General features: G+C 44.7%; 20 protein-coding genes and 1 other RNA gene. 13 read left to right on the top strand and 8 right to left on the bottom strand.

Features of this window, described 5'->3' with window-relative positions; genetic code table 11:
• Positions 1 to 249: 249 nt before the first annotated feature.
• The gene (locus TW81_RS00370) at positions 250 to 1,788 is read left to right on the top strand and encodes a class I SAM-dependent DNA methyltransferase (RefSeq protein ID WP_045953747.1); all 1,539 of its coding nucleotides are present in this window, start codon (positions 250 to 252) and stop codon (positions 1,786 to 1,788) included.
• Positions 1,789 to 1,829: 41 nt separating this feature from the next.
• Here TW81_RS00370 and TW81_RS00375 read toward each other — a convergent pair whose 3' ends face one another.
• The 3 genes from TW81_RS00375 to smpB all read right to left on the bottom strand — a co-directional run bounded on the left by TW81_RS00375 (position 1,830) and on the right by smpB (position 4,153).
• Positions 1,830 to 3,068: an integrase domain-containing protein gene (locus TW81_RS00375; RefSeq protein WP_045953748.1), complete on the bottom strand. Its 1,239-nt coding sequence runs from the start codon at positions 3,066 to 3,068 to the stop codon at positions 1,830 to 1,832.
• A 165-nt stretch (positions 3,069 to 3,233) separates the two neighbouring features.
• Positions 3,234 to 3,600: a transfer-messenger RNA gene (ssrA, locus tag TW81_RS18905) on the bottom strand.
• 67 nt (positions 3,601 to 3,667) lie between these two features.
• Entirely contained in the window at positions 3,668 to 4,153 is a 486-nt protein-coding gene (gene smpB, locus TW81_RS00380; protein ID WP_045953749.1) for an SsrA-binding protein SmpB, read from the bottom strand.
• A gap of 118 nt (positions 4,154 to 4,271) precedes the next feature.
• Between smpB and TW81_RS00385 the strand changes: the two genes are divergently transcribed.
• Entirely contained in the window at positions 4,272 to 4,715 is a 444-nt protein-coding gene (locus TW81_RS00385; protein ID WP_045953750.1) for an SRPBCC family protein, read from the top strand.
• Positions 4,705 to 5,058, top strand: a complete 354-nt coding sequence (locus tag TW81_RS00390; RefSeq protein ID WP_045953751.1) for an RnfH family protein — start codon at positions 4,705 to 4,707, stop codon at positions 5,056 to 5,058. Before TW81_RS00385 ends, TW81_RS00390 begins: the two co-directional genes overlap by 11 nt.
• A gap of 66 nt (positions 5,059 to 5,124) precedes the next feature.
• Here the strand turns inward: TW81_RS00390 and bamE are convergent, their stop codons facing one another.
• From bamE to nadK, 3 genes are all read right to left on the bottom strand, one after another.
• Positions 5,125 to 5,484 (bottom strand): outer membrane protein assembly factor BamE, encoded by a 360-nt coding sequence (gene bamE, locus TW81_RS00395; RefSeq protein WP_045953752.1) that lies wholly within the window; start codon positions 5,482 to 5,484, stop codon positions 5,125 to 5,127.
• Positions 5,485 to 5,658: 174 nt separating this feature from the next.
• Positions 5,659 to 7,323: a DNA repair protein RecN gene (recN, locus tag TW81_RS00400; RefSeq protein WP_045953753.1), complete on the bottom strand. Its 1,665-nt coding sequence runs from the start codon at positions 7,321 to 7,323 to the stop codon at positions 5,659 to 5,661.
• A 380-nt stretch (positions 7,324 to 7,703) separates the two neighbouring features.
• On the bottom strand, positions 7,704 to 8,588 hold the full coding sequence (nadK, locus tag TW81_RS00405) for an NAD(+) kinase (RefSeq protein WP_045953754.1): 885 nt from the start codon (positions 8,586 to 8,588) through the stop codon (positions 7,704 to 7,706).
• 145 nt (positions 8,589 to 8,733) lie between these two features.
• On the opposite strand from nadK, the gene grpE reads away from it, so the two are divergent.
• The 4 genes from grpE (at position 8,734) to dnaJ (ending at position 14,404) form a co-directional block, all read left to right on the top strand.
• Positions 8,734 to 9,330 carry a nucleotide exchange factor GrpE gene (grpE, locus tag TW81_RS00410; protein WP_045953755.1) on the top strand — a complete coding sequence of 199 codons (597 nt, stop codon included), beginning with the start codon at positions 8,734 to 8,736 and terminating at the stop codon, positions 9,328 to 9,330.
• Positions 9,331 to 9,619: 289 nt separating this feature from the next.
• On the top strand, positions 9,620 to 10,894 hold the full coding sequence (locus TW81_RS00415) for a dicarboxylate/amino acid:cation symporter (protein WP_045953756.1): 1,275 nt from the start codon (positions 9,620 to 9,622) through the stop codon (positions 10,892 to 10,894).
• A gap of 241 nt (positions 10,895 to 11,135) precedes the next feature.
• A complete protein-coding gene (dnaK, locus tag TW81_RS00420) occupies positions 11,136 to 13,046 on the top strand; it encodes a molecular chaperone DnaK (protein WP_045953757.1) in 1,911 nt (636 codons plus the stop codon).
• A 212-nt stretch (positions 13,047 to 13,258) separates the two neighbouring features.
• Positions 13,259 to 14,404 carry a molecular chaperone DnaJ gene (dnaJ, locus tag TW81_RS00425; protein ID WP_045953758.1) on the top strand — a complete coding sequence of 382 codons (1,146 nt, stop codon included), beginning with the start codon at positions 13,259 to 13,261 and terminating at the stop codon, positions 14,402 to 14,404.
• Positions 14,405 to 14,447: 43 nt separating this feature from the next.
• Here the strand turns inward: dnaJ and TW81_RS00430 are convergent, their stop codons facing one another.
• Positions 14,448 to 14,831, bottom strand: a complete 384-nt coding sequence (locus TW81_RS00430) for a type IV pilin protein (protein ID WP_275041431.1) — start codon at positions 14,829 to 14,831, stop codon at positions 14,448 to 14,450.
• A gap of 136 nt (positions 14,832 to 14,967) precedes the next feature.
• On the opposite strand from TW81_RS00430, the gene TW81_RS00435 reads away from it, so the two are divergent.
• From TW81_RS00435 to tadA, 6 genes are all read left to right on the top strand, one after another.
• Positions 14,968 to 15,486 carry a GspH/FimT family pseudopilin gene (locus TW81_RS00435; RefSeq protein WP_045953760.1) on the top strand — a complete coding sequence of 173 codons (519 nt, stop codon included), beginning with the start codon at positions 14,968 to 14,970 and terminating at the stop codon, positions 15,484 to 15,486.
• Complete coding sequence (locus TW81_RS00440) at positions 15,467 to 16,117, top strand: pilus assembly protein PilW (protein WP_045953761.1); 651 nt, start codon at positions 15,467 to 15,469, stop codon at positions 16,115 to 16,117. Before TW81_RS00435 ends, TW81_RS00440 begins: the two co-directional genes overlap by 20 nt.
• A complete protein-coding gene (locus TW81_RS00445; protein WP_045953762.1) occupies positions 16,114 to 16,536 on the top strand; it encodes a hypothetical protein in 423 nt (140 codons plus the stop codon). Before TW81_RS00440 ends, TW81_RS00445 begins: the two co-directional genes overlap by 4 nt.
• The gene (locus TW81_RS00450; protein ID WP_045953763.1) at positions 16,526 to 16,945 is read left to right on the top strand and encodes a prepilin-type N-terminal cleavage/methylation domain-containing protein; all 420 of its coding nucleotides are present in this window, start codon (positions 16,526 to 16,528) and stop codon (positions 16,943 to 16,945) included. The genes TW81_RS00445 and TW81_RS00450 overlap by 11 nt, the downstream gene beginning before the upstream one ends.
• Positions 16,946 to 17,217: 272 nt before the next feature.
• Positions 17,218 to 18,777, top strand: coding sequence for an AbgT family transporter (locus TW81_RS00455; RefSeq protein ID WP_045953764.1), 1,560 nt, complete (start codon positions 17,218 to 17,220; stop codon positions 18,775 to 18,777).
• 168 nt (positions 18,778 to 18,945) lie between these two features.
• Complete coding sequence (gene tadA, locus TW81_RS00460) at positions 18,946 to 19,464, top strand: tRNA adenosine(34) deaminase TadA (protein WP_084715780.1); 519 nt, start codon at positions 18,946 to 18,948, stop codon at positions 19,462 to 19,464.
• Between the two features lie 46 nt (positions 19,465 to 19,510).
• Here the strand turns inward: tadA and TW81_RS19590 are convergent, their stop codons facing one another.
• Positions 19,511 to 19,645 carry a hypothetical protein gene (locus tag TW81_RS19590; RefSeq protein ID WP_272786552.1) on the bottom strand — a complete coding sequence of 45 codons (135 nt, stop codon included), beginning with the start codon at positions 19,643 to 19,645 and terminating at the stop codon, positions 19,511 to 19,513.
• Positions 19,646 to 19,681 lie beyond the last annotated feature (36 nt).

Below are 19,681 nucleotides of genomic sequence, written 5' to 3' on the forward strand. Positions count from 1 at the left end.
ATTTAGTTGACCATTACAGTTCCAATTCAGATCAAATAATGAATGGCAACAGTGGGTTATGTCTTGCTAGTCATGATGTATTGGTAAACGGATTTTGTTTTCATTATGTTCAAAAAAATAGGCAGAGCCGTTTAAGCCGCTGAATAACGGCAAAAGAGACAATAAATTCTGCCAAAAATCGGTATAATATTGCCCCTTTAGACAGCTGCAATCCCTAGTGCTGTCAGTTTGTATGTTTGGATAGTAGAAATGAACGCCCCCGCATTAGTACAAAAAGTTTGGAACTATTGTCATACCTTACGTGATGATGGTGTTGGCTATGGTGATTACTTAGAGCAGCTAACTTTCTTACTGTTTCTCAAAATGGCTCATGAATACTCATTGCCGCCATACTCACGCAAAACCCAAGTACCCAGCGGTTATGATTGGGAGTCTCTGGTGGGTCTAACCGGAGAAGCATTAGAAAATCAGTACCGTCGGATTTTAAAAAAACTTGGTGATGCACCAGGTATGCTTGGTGCGATTTTTTACAAGGCAGAAAACAAAATTCCTGATCCCGCCAAGCTGTCTCGCATTGTCAAAATGATTGACGAAGAGAGCTGGATCAGCCTTGATGCCGATGCCAAAGGTGATTTATACGAAGGCTTACTACAAAAGAACGCCGAAGATACTAAAAGTGGTGCTGGCCAGTACTTTACGCCGCGCCCACTCATTGATGCTATGCTTGCGTGTGTGCGCCCTGAGCCTAAGAAAACGATTTTAGATCCTGCCTGTGGTACGGGCGGCTTCTTTTTGAGTGCCTGTGACTGGATCACTTATGGTGATACACAGTGGATTGAAAAAGGTATGAGCCACTGGAACCCAGCAAAAGACAACAGTAGTACGATTGCTAAATCCAAGCTCAACAAAGACCAAGTAAAGTTTTTACGTGATAACACTTTCTTTGGTAATGAAATTGTGCCTTCAACTCGCCGCATGTGTTTAATGAATTTGTTTTTGCACAATATTGGCAGTATTGATGGTGAGCCGAAGGTGGAGCGTGCAGATGCTTTGTTGACACCTCTCAAAGGCGAAGATAAGGTTGATTACGTTTTAGCCAACCCACCTTTTGGTAAAAAAAGCAGCATGACGATTACCAATGCTGAGGGTGGTGAAGACAAAGAAGCCTTGACCTATGAGCGCCAAGATTTTTGGGCGACCACAACCAACAAACAGCTTAACTTTTTACAGCATATTGTTGCGAGTTTAAAAGACACTGGTAAAGCAGCCGTCGTATTACCTGATAATGTTTTATTTGAAGGGGGAGCAGGGGAGCGTATTCGCCGTAAATGGTTAAGTAATTGCGATGTGCACACTATTTTACGTCTACCGACAGGGATCTTTTATGCCAATGGTGTGAAAGCGAACGTAGTGTTCTTTGATAACGCTCCACGTGATGAAAAAGTGCATACCAAAGGGATCTGGTTTTACGATTTAAGAACCAACAAGCACTTTACCCTTAAGCAACGTCCTATGATGCTAAGCGATTTGAAAGAGTTTATTCAGTGTTATAACCCTGAAAATCGTCATCAACGCATAGAGACAAATCGTTTCAAGTACTATAGCTACGATGAACTCATTAATCGCGACAAAGCTAGCCTTGATGTGTTCTGGCTTAAAGATGATAGCTTGGATAATCTCGATAATCTTCCTTCTCCTGAGATACTTCAGCAAGAAATCATCGATCATTTAGAAGCAGCATTAGCCGCATTTAAAGATGTCGCTGTTGGATTAGGTGATATTAAGTAGAATAAAAAGGGGCTTTAGCCCCTTTTGGTCTATTTAAGTAGTTAGATAACTTTTAATTGTTTGGTCCCTGTAACAGATAGACTGCCTTTGGCGGCCTCTTCTATATGCCCGCTCCACCAGCTCATCATAGGGCGGCGGCGTTCAAGGTAGTCTGTCCGGTTATAGGCGCTACGCACTTGGTTATCATCAACGTGTGCCAGTGACGCTTCGATCAAGTCACGGTCAAAACCTTGTTCATTGAGTGTAGTACTTGCGAGAGACCGCAGACCGTGGCTAACCAATCTTCCCGCAAAACCCATACGTTTTAGAGCCATATTTGCCGTTTGGCTGTTACATGGTTTCTTCGGATCGCGATCTGAAGGAAATATGTATTCACGGTGGCCGCTTATCGGCTTAATTACTTCTAATAGCGCCAGCATCTGCTCTGTGAGCGGGATGCGGTGCTCTCTTCTTTTTTTCATTCTTTCGGCTGGAATGGTCCATATCTTTTCTTCCCACTCAATCTCATCCCATCTAGCGCCTGCGGCTTCAGAAGGTCGAGTCATAGTGTGTAGTTGCCACTCGATTAAACAACGAGTAGTACGCTTTATACTGGCATTGGCGATAGCTCCCATTAGCTCTGGTAGTTCATCTGGTGCTAGTGCTGCCATGTTTTCTTTTTTGGGCTTTTTGAAAGCGGCTCGAATACCTGTTAATGGATTCGCTTTTACAAGACCACAGTTTGCCGCGTAATTCATTATTTCATTTAAGCGTTGAGATAAGCGTTTAACCGTCTCTAGGCTGCCTTTTGCTTCGATAGGTCTAAGTAGATCAATAACGAGTGGGGCATCGATATCTTTTACTGGTGTATTCGCTATTTGCGGAAATACATGAAGTTCTAGTGAGCGCCAGATATCGACAGCATAGTCTGGAGTGACTTCGTGCTTTTTGAGGTTGAACCAATCTTCAGAGACTTTGGCAAAGGTATGTTCGTAGATTTCTTTGTGAACGAGTTCTTGGCGTTTTCGTTCTTCTTGAGGATCAATCCCCTGAGCTAGTAGCTCTCTGGCTGCCATTGCATTTTTACGAGCATTGGCAAGAGATAAGTCTGGATATCTACCTAGGCTAAGGTTTGCTCGTTTTCCTGTAATGGGTTTGTAGTAGTTAAAGATCCACTGTTTTGAACCGTTAGGCTTGATACGTAATCGAAGGCCATCACCATCAAACAAGTTGTATTCTTTGTCCTTGGGCTTCGCTGATTTGATATCTTTGTCTGTTAGACGAGTAGTTATTTTTGCCATGTTGGGTACACCAGATTAACTCATTAAAACCAGTGTACCCTGTTGTGTACCCAAAGATCAAAGAAGTAGTGAGACGTCCTTGGATGCTAATGGACGCTAAGTTGTTGATTTTTGGTTGTTACAGGCAAGAAAAAAGACGCCCTAGGACGTCTTTAAACTATGAATTGGTGGAGCTGGCGGGAGTTGAACCCGCGTCCAAAAATCATTCATCATTGGTACTACATGCTTAGTCGATCTTTAAGTTCACCACCCACCTGCGAACCGACACGCTAATGAATGACTATCCTGAATTAAACTTCGCCGTTCATCTCTCAGGCGGGAGAGTCCGGGCTAGCGCGTTTGGGTTTGATCCCTCGTTGGTCCCCGTCTTACGTGCGGAAGCTAGGGCGAGAGAGCTCTGAGCAGGTTATTAAGCTGCTAGTGCGTAGTTTTCGTCGTTTGCGACTATTTTTTTGCGGCTTTTTACGTGGCCAACCGCCCCACGGCATGCACCTCAGACTGCAAAATTCCTGTCGAATCCTAAATCAGCCCCAAAGTGTTCTTCGCATAGTACCAGAAAAGTATAACCTGTCTAGACTTGTGCGTTTAAGTGCTCAATATTAACGCAGCGAGCTTTTCATTACGCGCGCTTTTTCGCGAGCCCAATCTTTTTCTTTCAGATCAGTACGTTTGTCGTGAAGTTTTTTACCTTTCGCGACACCGATTTTCATCTTGACCCAAGAGCGAGACCAATAGAGCGATAACGCAGCAAGTGTCATACCTTCGCGGTTGATTCGACCAAGCAGGTTATCAAGTTCGCGGCGACTCATGAGTAGTTTACGCACACGCGTAGGGTTCGCCACCACGTGTGTCGATGCTTGATTAAGAGGGGTAATGGTCATGCCACTCACAAAGGCCTCGCCATCACGCATAAATACATAGCTTTCTGCGATATTGGCTTTGCCTTGGCGAAGGGCTTTAACTTCCCAGCCTTGAAGCTCCAAGCCAGCTTCGATTTCATCGTCGATGAAAAATTCGTGGCGAGCTTTCTTATTGACAGCGATGGTATTGCTACCCGCTTTTTGTTTTGATTTTTTCTTTGCCATAGTGGCTGCATTATACGGCTAGGAATTAAGTTAGGAAATCCCTTTATTTGCGCTGAGTGCAAATAAAAGTAAAATTGCATCAAGCTTGAAGATCAAGCGGTTGTTATGAGGAGTCAAGATGAAGCAAGTGAGTCGTTCTGCTTTGGTGTCATTTAGTGCCCAGCAGATGTTCAATTTAGTCAACGATGTGGCTAGCTACCCAGAATTTTTGCCTGGATGCTCCGGATCACGCGTGATTGAATCAACTACAAGTGCGATGGTGGCTTCCGTTGATGTTGCAAAGGCAGGGATTAGTAAAACGTTTACTACATCAAATCAGTTGGTGGATGGCGAAGCCATTATCATGAGTTTGGTGGATGGGCCATTCAAAACGTTAAAGGGTGGTTGGTTCTTCACTCCTTTGGATGATCAGGCATGTAAAGTTGAACTTAAACTTGAATTTGAATTTTCAAGTAAGATGATCGAAATGGCGTTTGGCAAAATCTTTAATGAGCTAACGAGCAATATGGTTAATGCTTTTACTAAGCGTGCAAAACAGGTGTACCCAGCCTATGAGTATTGAGTCTGAAATGATTCACGTTGAGGTCGTGTACGCTTTGCCACACGAGCAGAGGGTGTTTAACCTTGTGGTCAATCAAGCTATGACGGTTGAAGAGATTATCGCTCAGTCAGGAGTGATGGAACTATATCCAGAGATTGATCTTGAAAAAAATAAAGTCGGTGTCTTTAGCCGCAATGTTAAGCTCGATACTACCTTAAGTGATAAAGACCGTATTGAAATATATCGTCCACTGCTCGCCGATCCTAAAGAGATCCGACGCAAGCGCGCAGAACAAGCCAAAGCTGAAGGTTCTGCCGATCCAGTGACGGGTGGCAAGAAAAATCAGTTACGTAAGGAAGACTAGTCACTACTCGCTCAGAAAACAAAAGGGTTGGCGTAATGCCAACCCTTAAAAATATCTTACTTGTCGTTAGTTAATACTTTCGAAGAAATCGTTACTGGCTGGAAAATCACCGACGACATTGACTAGCTGACCATCACCGTTAAAGTTGACGATAAGGTTTTTCTGGATCGAGTCATGATGGCCTTCAGTGTGATGGTAGATATAGTACCAAGTATCAGGGTAACCATTTTCTACCAGCATTGGGGAACCCATTACATAGCGTACTTGCTCTTTCGTCATGCCAAATTTCAACTGATCAACTGCAGTTTGTTCTACATAATTGCCTTGGTTGATATCAATGCGGTAAACCAACTTTTCTAATAGCGAGCAGCCCGTCAGCATTGTCATAGCGAGTGGTACAGCGATAAGCCACTTTTTCAATTGCATACTTAAATTCTTGTAACTGATAAAAATCAAACTCAGCCGATAATAAACAAGCGCGACGCTAAAGTAAAAAGCTGAGAGCATTTTGAATTGTTTATGACCGTTATTTTTGAATTTGGTTGCAAAGTCGAGTCAAAATTCTACTTTGAAAGGAACTTTGACTCGATACCATAGCGCTTAGGCAGCGATGAGCAGCTCTTTAGCATTAGCAAGTGTTGAGTCAGTAATTTCACTGCCACCGAGCAAGCGTGCCAGCTCAGAGATACGTTGTTCGTTGTCTAAACGGTGCATTTGTGTTTCTGTCTTACCTGATTTGGTTTGCTTAGCAACAAAGAGTTGCTGATGTCCACAACCCGCGACTTGCGGCAAGTGAGTGACACACAATACTTGAGTTGATTCGCCCAGTTTACGTAACATCTTACCGACCACAGCCGCTGTCGGGCCGCTGATGCCGACATCTACTTCATCGAAAATGAGGCTTGGTGTGTCAACTTTCTGAGCAGTAATGACCTGTATTGCTAACGAAATACGTGATAGCTCGCCCCCAGATGCGACTTTGGCTATCGGCTGCATTGGTTGCCCAGGGTTCGTGGAAACAACAAAGCAAACCGTATCCATACCCAGTGGAGATGGGTGAGTACCTTGATTCGAAACTTTGATACGGAACTGCGCTTTTTCCATACTCAGCTCGTGCATGCTGGCAGTAATGAGCTTGTTAAGCTCTTTAGCATAGCGATTGCGCGATTTATTCAGTTTTTCTGACGTTGTTAGAAAGCTTTGATATTTGCTTTCGACTTCTTGCTCAAGCGACTCTAAGCGTTCGTCAGAGCAATCAAGAGCATCTATTTGCGCTAACAAATCTTGATGATGCTGATACAACTCATCGGGCATAACATGGTGTTTTCTTGCTATCGACATTACCTTGGAGAAACGCTCTTCTACATATGCCATACGCGCAGGATCGACATCAACATTGTCTAAATAATTACGCAGCTCACTATTGGCTTCTTCGATTTGGATAATTGCTTCTGCCAGCATGTTGGGTAGCTCTGCGAGTTTTGCATCCAATTCTGCCAATTGGATTAAGGAGTGATTGGCTGATTGCAAAATACCAAGCGCGTTAACTTCTTCACCTTCGTAAATAAGCTCGATCGCTTGTTGGCAGGTAGAGGCAAGCTCACCGCTGTTGGATAAACGTTTGTGTTCTTGTTCGAGTTGTTCATATTCTTCCTCGCCAAGAGAGAGTTCATTTAACTCTTTGATTTGGTACTCAAGCAACTGCTTTTGTGCCTGATTGGCGGCACTGTTTTCTTTTAGCTGCTTAAGGTTATTGTCTGCCTGACGCCAATGTTGGTAGGCACTGCGGGTACTTTTTAGCAGGTTTAAGTGTCCGGCATATTGGTCAAGCATCGCCATTTGATATTCGCTTTTCATCAACTGGTGGTGCGCATGCTGACCGTGAATATTGATCAGCAGTTGGCCCAATGATTTTAGTTGCGACAAAGGAACGGGGCTACCGTTAATAAATGCTCGCGAACGCCCTTCTTTGTTGATGATGCGACGAAGAATACAGTCGCTACCATCGAGCAGATCATTGTCTTCTAACCAACGTGTGGCGTTAATGTTGCTCTCTAACGAGAAAGCGGCACTTACTTCGGTTTTTTCTTCACCTTGACGTACCATGCTGGCTTCCGCGCGCCCGCCTAAACACAAACCGAGAGCGTCAATGGCGATGGATTTACCAGCGCCAGTTTCACCTGTGATGGTTGTCATTCCTTTGGATAGCTCTAGCTGTAGAGACTTAACAATTGCAAAATTATTAACACTTAGATGAGCCAGCATTTTGTTGTACCTGTTTAAATGAACAATACTGTGTATGTGAACAGTATATACTGTTTCTTTATACAGTAAAGTTATGCGTCGAGATTTTTGTGAAGCGGATCTGAACCTTGCTGGCTGCAAATAAGTTCATCTTGTAGCGCTGCGGTTGACGAGTAGGAGTAACTGAATTTATTCCTCACCCATCTAGATCTGCATATGCGCTGGTAAGGGGATGGACATAAAACAACGACATTATGGCAGCAGGGGGAAGGCGATATGAACGCGAAACAAATATTAGCTGAATGGTTTGATAGGGTTTTGCTTAGCAAACGTCTCACGTACGTGGTTAACATCAGCAATGACAGGACAAAGTATCTGTCCTGCCGTTGCGCACTTAACGACTAGAATAAGCGACTCGACCAGCCGAGTTTATTTCGCAGAACATGGTAGTAGCTGTAATCTTGCGGGTGAATCAATTGCAGTACATTCGGACTTTGATAGATATGAACTTCGTCACCCGGAGACACTGGGAGCGAGACTTGACCGTCACAACTAACTTCGAGTGTACCTCTGTTATCTGGCGAAACCACTAACTTGATCTGACGCTTGCTATCGACCACCAATGGTCGGCTTGATAGGGTATGAGGGAACATAGGAACGAGAGATATCGCGTTTAAGCTTGGTGATAGAATCGGACCACCACCAGAAAGAGAGTAAGCTGTGGAGCCGGTTGGTGTCGAGACAATAAGGCCATCGGCACGCAGCGAGAAAGCGAAGCTGTCATCGATATAAACTTCAAACTCAATCATGTGTGCAACTTGCCCCGGATGAAGTACGGCTTCGTTAAGCGCGGCATTATGGCTCTTTACTTGGCCATGACGGTGCACTTCTGCTTCGAGTAAAAAACGTTGCTCTTCAATAAACTCACCGCTCAGCACTTTAGATAAAGCGGTTTTAAATTCTTCTGGATTGAGATCGGTTAAAAAGCCTAAATTCCCTCGATTTACGCCAATGACGGAAATATCAAAGCGTGACAAGACTCTTGCCGCACCAAGCATATTACCGTCGCCACCAACAACGATGGCTAAATCAGCGATGCGACCAAGTTGAATCAGGCTAGCAAAATCATCACTAGGGATATCACTCAAAATTTCTCTTAATCTGTCATCGATATACACTTTATAACCTTCACTTTGAAGCCAGGTATAGAGCTCGCGATGAGTCGCTATCGCTTGCTGATCTCTTGGTTTTCCAATGATGGCGATCACTTCAAAAGGTTTTTTCATAAGTTTTCCGCACTAAATAGGCTTGATTCGACAATCTTCATCCCCATAATAATGGCAAGTTAGCTATTTATGCGAATTTTTGTGTCTCTCAGCGTAATAAATGTGATTTGCTGGGAGCCGGATAAAGTTGAGTTCTGGAGATATCATGAGCAACGAAGAAAACAAAGTTACTGAAGAAGAGCTAGATCAAATCATCGAAGAAGCAGAGAAGGTTGAAGCGGCTGCACAAGAGGTAGAAGCTGAACTAGAAGAAATTGGTGATGAGAAAGACGCTAAGATTGCTCAGCTGGAAGCTGCGCTACTGACAAGCGAAGCAAAAGTTCAAGAGCAGCAAGACAGTGTACTACGTGCCAAAGCTGAAGTTGAAAACATGCGCCGTCGTACAGAGGGTGAAATCGACAAAGCTCGTAAGTATGCGCTGAACAAGTTTGCTGAAGAGCTGCTTCCTGTTATTGATAACCTAGAGCGCGCAATTCAAGCAGCAGATACCGAAAATGAAGTAGTCAAGCCGCTGCTTGAAGGGGTAGAGCTGACACATAAAACATTTGTCGATACGGTTTCTAAGTTCGGTCTGAAAGAGATCAATCCTGAAGGCGAAGCGTTCAATCCAGAAATGCATCAGGCGATGTCAATTCAAGAAAGTCCAGATCACGAATCGAATACAGTGATGTTTGTGATGCAGAAAGGCTATGAATTAAATGGTCGCGTGATCCGCCCTGCAATGGTTATGGTTGCGAAATAGTCTTTAGACCCGTCACTAATTTTACTTATCTTAAGAGAGGCATTCGCCTCTCTTTTTTTATCCTGTCAGACCAGATTGCATACCGCTTTATAAATAGTTGATTTAGTGAATTATTCGTAAATGTATCTTTATTGAGAAATTAATTTCCAATTTGAAACTTGTAACATTATCGTAAACAAAGTCTTTATTTTGTAACGTTTGTGTGTACTATGTGCGAACTCCGCCGGTAAATGTGGCGGAATAATCTATAAAACCATAAATTACAAACACAACATTCTGGAGATGAATGATGGATAAATCGCTTTCAAGCAAGATTTTTGTAGGCTTGTTTGCTGGTCTTCTGATCGGTACAGCTATCCAGTACTTATTTAGTGGCGTTGCCCTTTTTGACTTTTACCTTCTAGGCGCTGCTGAAGGTGCTGGCGGTATGTTTGTTTCACTGATTAAACTGCTTGTTGTTCCTTTAGTGTACGTTTCAATTGTGTGTGGCATTGTTGATCTAAAAGACATTACTGCGTTTGGTCGTTTAGGTGGTAAAACATTTGCTTTGTACATTGTAAACACCATTATCGCGATTACTGCAGCGCTGACTGTTGGTCTGATTTTCCAACCAGGTGCAGACGCTAATCTAGCTGGGACTGTCTCTGAAGCGGTTAAATTAACCACTACAGAAACCCCAGATATTTTCTCGCTGGTTGTTAACATCGTGCCAAGCAACCCTGTTCAGGCGTTTGCAAGCGGTGACATGCTACAAATCATCTTTATGGCAATTTTGACTGGCCTTGCAATTCAAGCGCTAGATTCACGTGGCGGCCCTGCGATTCGTACGTTCAAGATGGCGAACGAAATCATGATGAAGCTAGTTGGTCTCGTGATGAGCCTTGCGCCATACGGTGTATTTGCGCTGATGATTCAACTAGGTGCAACTCTAGATGCAAACACACTAATGTCTGTTGCTGGCTACGTTGCACTTGTTGTGGCTATGCTAGTGTTCTGGATCTTTGTGTTCTACCCAATGGCAGTAGGTATTGCGACTGGAACTTCTCCAAAAGCATTCTTACGTGCGACTCGTGAGCAGATCCTGTTCTCGCTATCAACAGCAAGCTCGAACGCGACAATTCCAGTCACCATGCGCACTCTGACTGAAAAACTCAATGTGTCGAAATCAGTGGCAGGTTTTGGTGTACCACTAGGCGCGACAATGAACATGTCTGGTGTCTCTATTTACATCGCTTTGGCGACTATCTTTGTTGCTAACGCATTTGGTCAACCAATCAACACTGCAGATGTATTCACTCTCGGCCTGACTATCTTGCTTCTATCTATTGGTGCTGGCGGTGTTCCAGGTGGTGGTGTGGTTATGGTCGGTGTTCTACTTCACCAACTAGGTCTTCCACCAGAAGGTTTGGCAATTATTGCTGCTGTTGACCGTATCAACGATATGTTCTGTACATCGTCTAACGTTGTGGGCGACACTGCCGTCAACACTATCGTTGCAAAAACGGAAGGCGAAATCGGCAAGGTAGAAAAAGTTGAAGCAAAACCTGCGCAAGCGAATGCTTAATCTTTGAAATCAATACGATTACAAGCGAGCCCAAAGGCTCGCTTTTGTTTTTTAAGTAACAAATCTTTTTTCACTTTTTTTTGTTTGCTCCCTTGAAAAGCCATTTGCCGCCCTTATCTATTGGGCATAGAGAAGCAAACATCATTATTTTTGTTTGTGAGCAAGGGTTGAAACCCGATTCTCCATCCCCACATAGGGGATATAGCGAAACGAAAATAGAAATTTATTCGGAGATAGCCTGATGGGTAAAATCATTGGTATTGACTTAGGTACTACTAACTCATGTGTTGCTGTACTAGACGGCGACAAACCACGCGTAATTGAAAACGCTGAGGGTGAGCGTACCACAGCATCGGTAATTGCGTACACAGATGGTGAGACGCTAGTAGGTCAGCCTGCAAAACGTCAAGCAGTTACAAACCCTGAAAACACGCTATTTGCAATCAAGCGTCTTATCGGTCGTCGTTTTGAAGACGAAGAAGTACAACGTGACATCGAAATCATGCCTTACAAAATCGTTAAGGCTGACAACGGTGATGCTTGGGTAGAAGCGAAAGGCCAAAAAATGGCGGCTCCTCAGGTTTCTGCGGAAGTACTGAAGAAAATGAAGAAAACTGCAGAAGACTTCCTTGGTGAGGAAGTAACTGGCGCGGTTATCACAGTTCCTGCTTACTTTAACGATGCTCAGCGTCAAGCAACTAAAGATGCTGGCCGTATTGCAGGTCTAGAAGTTAAACGTATCATCAACGAACCAACAGCAGCAGCGCTTGCGTACGGTCTTGATAAGAAAGGTGGCGACCGCACTATCGCGGTATACGACCTTGGTGGTGGTACATTCGATATCTCTATCATCGAAATCGATGAAGTTGAAGGCGAGAAAACGTTTGAAGTTCTAGCAACTAACGGTGACACTCACCTTGGTGGTGAAGACTTCGATAACCGCATGATCAACTACTTAGTTGACGAGTTCAAGAAAGAGCAAGGTATCAACCTTAAAACTGATCCTCTAGCAATGCAGCGTGTTAAAGAAGCCGCAGAAAAAGCGAAAATCGAGCTTTCTTCTACGACTCAAACAGACGTAAACCTACCTTACGTAACTGCTGATGCGACTGGTCCTAAGCACATGAACGTTAAAGTTACTCGTGCGAAACTAGAATCTCTAGTTGAAGACCTAGTACAACGTTCTCTTGAGCCGCTAAAAGTTGCTCTGGCTGACGCTGATCTATCTGTAGGTGACATCACTGACGTAATCCTAGTGGGTGGTCAGACTCGTATGCCTATGGTTCAAGCGAAAGTTGCTGAGTTCTTTGGTAAAGAAGCTCGCCGTGACGTGAACCCTGATGAAGCAGTAGCAATGGGTGCTGCAGTTCAAGGTGGTGTACTTGCGGGTGATGTGAAAGATGTACTGCTACTAGACGTTACTCCTCTGTCTCTAGGTATCGAGACTATGGGCGGCGTAATGACTAAGCTAGTTGAGAAGAACACCACTATCCCAACAAAAGCGAACCAAGTTTTCTCTACAGCAGAAGACAACCAGAATGCGGTAACTATCCATGTTCTTCAAGGTGAGCGTAAGCAAGCGATGTACAACAAATCTCTAGGTCAATTCAACCTAGAGGGCATCCAGCCTGCACCACGTGGCATGCCACAAATCGAAGTAACTTTCGACCTAGATGCGGACGGTATCCTACACGTATCTGCGAAAGACAAGCAGACGGGTAAAGAGCAGAAGATCACTATCCAGGCTTCTGGCGGTCTAAGCGATGAAGACATCGAGAAAATGGTTCAAGAAGCAGAAGCGAACAAAGAAGCGGACAAAAAGTTCGAAGAGCTAGCAACTGCACGTAACCAAGCTGACCAAATGATTCACGGTACTCGTAAGCAAGTTGAAGAGGCAGGTGATGCACTTCCAGCTGACGAAAAAGAGAAGATTGAAGCAGCTATCTCTGAGCTAGAAGAAGCGCGTAAAGGCGAAGACAAAGAAGCGATTGACGCGAAAGTTCAAGCACTTATGACTGCAGCTCAAAAACTGATGGAAATCGCTCAGCAGCAAGCTCAAGCACAACAAGGCGCTGAAGCAGGTGAACAGCCTAAGCAAGAAGATGACGTTGTTGATGCTGAATTTGAAGAAGTGAAGGACGACAAGAAGTAATTCTTGATTCTGACTTAACTTGATTATGATGCGGGCGTATGAGGAAACTCACACGCCCGTATGTTTGTAACTTGTTGTCACGCTAGATAATGGTTCTCGAACCTGAAATCTCGAATCTTTATCTAGAATGATACAACCACCAAGCGGTGACCCACAAAAACAATAGGTTGGGAACCCTCACCGTTTGCAGTACTACATTGGTGACGAAGAACATGTCGAAACGTGATTTTTACGAAGTATTAGGCGTAAGCCGCGACGCATCAGAGCGCGATATTAAGAAAGCGTACAAGCGCTTAGCGATGAAATTCCACCCGGATCGCAATCAGGGTGATGAAAGCGCGTCAGATAAGTTTAAAGAAGTAAAAGAAGCGTATGAAGTTTTAACCGATTCGCAGAAAAAAGCGGCGTACGATCAGTACGGTCATGCAGCCTTTGAACAAGGCGGCATGGGTGGTGGCGGCTTCGGCGGCGGCGGTGCTGATTTTGGCGACATCTTTGGTGATGTATTCGGTGATATTTTCGGTGGTGGCCGTCGTGGTGGCGGTGGTGGTCATCGTGCCCAACGCGGTGCTGACCTACGCTACAACATGGAATTGACGCTCGAAGAAGCGGTCCGTGGTGTTTCAAAAGAGATTGAAGTGCCAACACTGGTTCATTGTGATACTTGTGATGGTAGCGGTGCGAAAAAAGGCACGTCTGCAGAAACGTGTGGTACCTGTCATGGCCATGGTCAAGTACAGATGCGTCAAGGTTTCTTTGCGGTTCAACAAACCTGTCCTACCTGTCATGGTAAAGGCAAGATCATTAAAGAGCCTTGTAACGTCTGTCATGGTCAAGGTCGCAAGCAAAAGACCAAGACCCTTAACGTTAAGATTCCAGCTGGCGTCGATACTGGTGACCGTATTCGCCTTTCTGGCGAGGGCGAAGCAGGAGAACATGGCGCACCAGCAGGCGATTTGTATGTTCAAGTTCATGTTAAAGACCACCATATCTTTGAACGTGATGGTAACAATCTTTACTGCGAAGTCCCGGTTAGTTTTGCAATGGCAGCACTAGGTGGTGAAGTTGAAGTACCGACACTCGATGGTCGAGTTAGCTTAAAGGTACCTACAGAGACGCAAACTGGCCGTATGTTCCGTATGCGTGGTAAGGGCGTGAAAGGCGTTCGTGGTGGTGGCATCGGTGACTTGATTGTTAAGTTAGTGGTAGAAACTCCGGTGAACCTAAGCTCGCGTCAGAAAGAACTGCTCAAAGAGTTCGAAGAGTCATGTGGCGGCGAAGCGGCAACTAAGCATAAGCCTAAATCTGAAGGCTTTTTCAATGGTGTGAAGAAATTCTTCGATGACCTGACAAGCTAATATTTAAGACATTGTATAAAAGCCTGCTACTGAGCAGGCTTTTTTATTGCCAACAGGATTCTGGTTCAATTTCACCCAGTTGATTGAGAGAGAGTTGATTGTAGCGGGAGCCTGAGCATAGGTCGTTATTCTGGATCCCTTGTGGCACTGCGTAAATGGTATAGTGGGACTCGGTGGCGGAAATAGAGATCGAAAAATGATCCTTATCGACGCTGCATACCTGACAGACACCTTGAACTATGACCGCACTTGCCGCGGATTGATAGCTAGAGCGATAGTGACTCTCTAGTTCAAGTTGCACTTTTGCTAGATCGGCAAGAGCAGCAGTACGATGAGCTTTCAATTGATAGGCCTGATAGCTTGGATAAGCGAAGGTTGTCAGTATCGATACGATCGCCACAGCAATCAGTAATTCGACTAGGGTCATTCCCTTTACTCCTATTTTTCTCCCATTGCATCTATTTGTTCGAATCATTTCCAGTGTTTCCCTTCTGGCTTTTGGTCATTTTTTGTTAACTGGTAGCATCGCATCAAGTTTGAATTTTCTTTTCATTTGATGTTGCATGAGAAACTGGGAAACGCCTCGCGGGTTTACGCTGTTAGAACTGTTAATCACTGTGATTGTCATGGGAGTCTTACTGTCTACTGCATTACCTAACTTTCACCACTTGAGTGTGAATAACCAAATGTTGCGAGCCGCGAGTGAGTTCGCTGGTTTTCTCAGACAAGCTCGTTCAGAGGCGATTTGGCGAAATCGTGATTTATGGATTCACATCACTTCATCTTCACACCCAGCGGTCAAAGATTGGACTCTAACACTCACCGATTCTGATCAGGTTGGGCTAGGGGAGCGTATTCTGCTATTACATGGCGGCGCATTTAAAGATCTAAAATTGGATTGGACTTACAGCGCCAACAGGATCAAATTCGATGGTGCCCGTGGCCGGGCTAAAACGGGCAGCTTGAGTTTTTATCCGCAAGCGCAACCAACGAAAGCACTACGTCTAAAAAGCTCGTTTGCCGGCAATCGAATTATGATCTGTGGTGTCAATGGCAGCGATTATGGCTTTCCCGCGTGTTAAACCAACACGTCAAACAGGCGTGACTTTGATCGAACTGTTGTTTGCTTCGCTAATCGGTCTTATCACTATTGCAACGATAGGTAGCGTCTTTCTGAGTGCCCAGAAGCTGGCGATACAGAGAGGCAAACAATTGTTGGTTAGCGAAAACCTCTCTATTGCTGTACTGCAAATAAAAGAAGATATCCAGCGCGCCGGCTTTAACCAGTTAGAGCAATCGAGTGCCCGATTATCGGGAGCGCTTTCCGTGGTGGAGATTGGTGCTAACTCAAGTTTGGTCGGTTATGTATATCGCGTTAATCCAAGTGGAGCGGAGTCTTTTCGCAATGTTGTATTTAAGCGAGAAGCGTCTTTGAACAACCATCAAGGTGATGGATTGAAAATATGCGAAAAGTACAGCGCGCATCCTCTTACGTTATCTATGGCGTCTTTATCTGGTCCCGGTGGTTACTGCTACCAGATGTTTAACCCATTACAAATCTCCGTTTCCAGATTTACGCTTCAAAGTGAGTCGATTGAAGGAGAAAGCGCATCGAGCCAAATGGTTAAGATTGTCTTAGCGGGACATTTGGTCACTGATAGTGACGTTGCTTACCAAGCCGAGGCTACAACGCTGGTGAGAAACTGGCAATGAGTTCGACACGCGAAAAAGGCGCAGTAACCTTATTGGTGACATCAGCGTTGCTCATTGCGGCGCTAATACTAAGCTTAGCGAGCTTTAAAGCTGTGTTCTACCAAATCAAAAGAGCGCAGAATGAGTTCAAAGTACGCGAGGCGCACTGGCATTCAGAGGCGGGTATCGAGTGTGCCTATGCGTATGTGTATGCCTTTCCGGATCAATTGGCCGTTCTTTCATCAGCGAATACTTGGCTCGCTGACGAATGCAAACCAAAGCTAAAACTTGAGTCTTTGTATATTGAAGCCCTCGCCAATCAAGACTATGTCATCCATGCCAATAGCAGCAACTATCAACTTAACCGACGTTTTAGTTACCGAGAGGTTAATGGGTTAAAACAGTTGTCGTGGGTTCGCGGAGGTTGGTATGTCGAATAGCGTGCGAGGTTTTACATTACTGGAGGTACTGATTGCTTTGTTGTTGATTGGGATTGCGAGCTTGTCACTGATCAAAATGCAAGTCTATATCGAGCAGAGAACTGACTACGCTGTCAAAAGTGTTACCGCACTTAATTTGATTGAAAAGAGACTGGAATGGTTGCGTACCCGCGGCGCCAAAACAGCGAATTCGACTATCCCTGTCGCCGATTTCGCTTCTATAAGTGACGGTTCTGAGTCGGCATTAGATATGGAACTGAGTTGGGAAGTGACATTACCAGTCCCCGTTATTGCAAGCTCGTTAAAGCAAATCTCCATGACGGCAAAGTGGCGTGATCGTTTACGTGAAGAGCATCAGATCACACTCAATACTATGTTGTCCGAACATTCAGAGTTTGCTAGTGATTGAATTTATATCGGATTGTTATGGTTTTATCTTTATAGGTTGCTATGCGTTATGTTTTGCATTTTGGTTCAATTATTGTTTCGTAATCTTATGCGTTTGTGTTTGATGTTTGTTGCACGTAGAAGGCGTTTTTGCAAAGTATGTCTCCAATTATGGAAAGACCTTTAGATTACTGTGCTTTATTTGAAGGGATTTAATAAAATTCATGGTGAGATATAGGCCGACACAATAAACACATAAAGGTCTACCGCAACAACATCAAATATGGAGTTACCATGAGTAACCAAGCGATTAAAAATGCGCCGTCACCAAAGTCGAGAGGGATGGACCGCTTTTTAAATTTTATTGAACGAGCAGGGAACAAAATTCCTGATCCAGCGCTGCTGTTTTTTTGGGCGTTAGTTATTGTTTGGGTTTCGTCAGCGTTGCTGTCAAATGTGTCATTCGACTTGCTAAACCCAAGAACAGGTGCGCCTCTTGAGGTGACTAATCTGTTGACCGGCAATGCTCTGGCGAGCTTTTTAGCCAATATGACCACCACATTCACCAGCTTTGCCCCACTTGGTATCGTATTGGTGGCGATGCTAGGTGTTGGTGTGGCTGACTCTTCAGGCTTTATTACTACTGGCCTTAAGAAAATGCTTAAGTTCACGCCGGATAAATTGATTACACCTGTGCTTATTCTTGTGGCTATTGTTTCACACACGGCTGCTGATGCAGGTTATGTATTGGTTATTCCTCTGGGGGGGATCATTTTCCATGCCGCAGGTCGTCACCCACTGGCGGGTATTGCTGCTGCCTTTGCTGGCGTTTCCGGTGGCTTTTCCGCTAACTTTATTCCAGCAGGTATTGATCCCTTGCTAGCGGGTTTCACGCAAACCGCGGCTCATGTGCTTGACCCTAGCTATCAGGTTAATCCACTATCGAATATCTTCTTTACCGGCCTTTCTTCAATCTTAATCGTTGCTATCGGTTGGTATGTGACAGAGAAAGTGATCGAACCGCGTTTAGCGAGTGTAGAAATCGACGAAGATGCGGAAGAGGCACCTGAAATGGGGACGTTTACTGATCTAGAGTCAAAAGCGTTCCGCTATGCAGGTTGGTCGATGATGGTGGGTATTGCTGCGTTAGTATTCGCGCTGTTACTTGAAACATCAGCACAGCGCTCTCCTAGTGGCGAAATCACTGCTTTTGATGCGCCGATCATGAAGTCGATTGTGCCATTGATTTTCATCCTATTTATCATTCCGGGTGTGGTTTACGGCCGCGTTGCAGGTACGTTTAAAAGTAGTGATGACGTGATTAAAGCCATGGGCACGACAATGTCAGGCATGGGCGCTTACATCGTGATGTCGTTTTTCTGTGCTCAGTTCTTGGCGGCGTTCGGTCAATCAAATATCGGTACTATGTTAGCGCTATATGGTGCGGAAGGTTTGAAAGCGATGAACCTGCCTGGTCAAGCGACTATCGTCGGTATGGTTCTATTAGTGGCGATGGTCAACCTACTGGTTGGTTCTGCATCTGCTAAGTGGGCATTGATTGGTCCAATCCTAGTACCTATGCTGATGGCCGTCGGTATTTCTCCTGAGTTGTCTCAAGCGGCTTACCGTGTTGGTGACTCTGTATCGAACATTATCTCTCCAATGATGGTGTTCTTCCCGCTGATCGTCGTTTACTGTCAGAGATACATTAAATCGGCAGGTATCGGTACGCTTGCCTCGCTGATGATGCCTTACTCAATTGCGATGCTTGTTGGTTGGACACTGTTCCTACTCGCTTACTGGGCATTGGGCATTCCTCTTGGTATCCAAGCGCCATACACGTACAGCATGTAATTGTTTTATCTAGAATAGATGACAAAGCCTCGCCAAGTTGCGAGGCTTTTTTGTATTGTTCAGTGGTAAGTAACAGCTTGAAACGCACTCAGATGACTCGCTGTTTTGTGATACTCGAAGTGACACGTTATACTCTCTTCTTTCCAACATTTGCGATGAGCAATCATAGTGTCAACTGAGCAAGATTCCCCACAATTCTCCGAACAAGATCACCACTTTATGCGCATGGCTATCGAGCTTGCTCAACGAGCAGAAGCTGAAGGTGAAGTGCCAGTCGGCGCTGTGTTAGTAAAGCAAGGTGAAGTGATTGCGCAGGGGTGGAACCAGTCGATTGGTGAGCATGACGCTACTGCGCACGCCGAGATGCAAACGTTGCGCAAGGCAGGTCAAGTGCTACAAAATTATCGCCTGCTTGATACGACACTTTATGTCACCTTAGAGCCTTGCCCTATGTGTGCCGGGGCTTTGCTTCATAGTCGAGTTAAGCGCATTGTTTTTGGCGCAAGAGATCTCAAAGCAGGTGCGGCTGGCACGGTATTGAATTTATTCGAACATCAAGCGGCATATCATTATGCGGACGTTGAGCCTGGTTTGCTAGAAGATGAATGTCGGGCTCAGCTACAAAGCTTTTTCAAACGTCGGCGCAAAGAGCAAAAAGCGAGAAAGGCAGAGAAGAAAGGGGAATGAGTTTCAAGCAAACATCTCGTGAATCGAGGATGTTTGCTTTGTGGAATTATACAGCGATTAACTGCATAAAAGCACGGTGACGTGCAATGACCTTTTTCTTATTGTTGCTAAGCATGCGCTTACGGCGGTTTGCAGCAACGGTTTTGTTAAGGCGTTTTGACTGCATTTTACGTCTCAGCATAAAACAACTTCCTACTATGGTTAAAACTCGAATAAT

Origin of the sequence: Vibrio galatheae (assembly GCF_000967545.1) — a bacterium.
GTDB lineage: Bacteria > Pseudomonadota > Gammaproteobacteria > Enterobacterales > Vibrionaceae > Vibrio > Vibrio galatheae.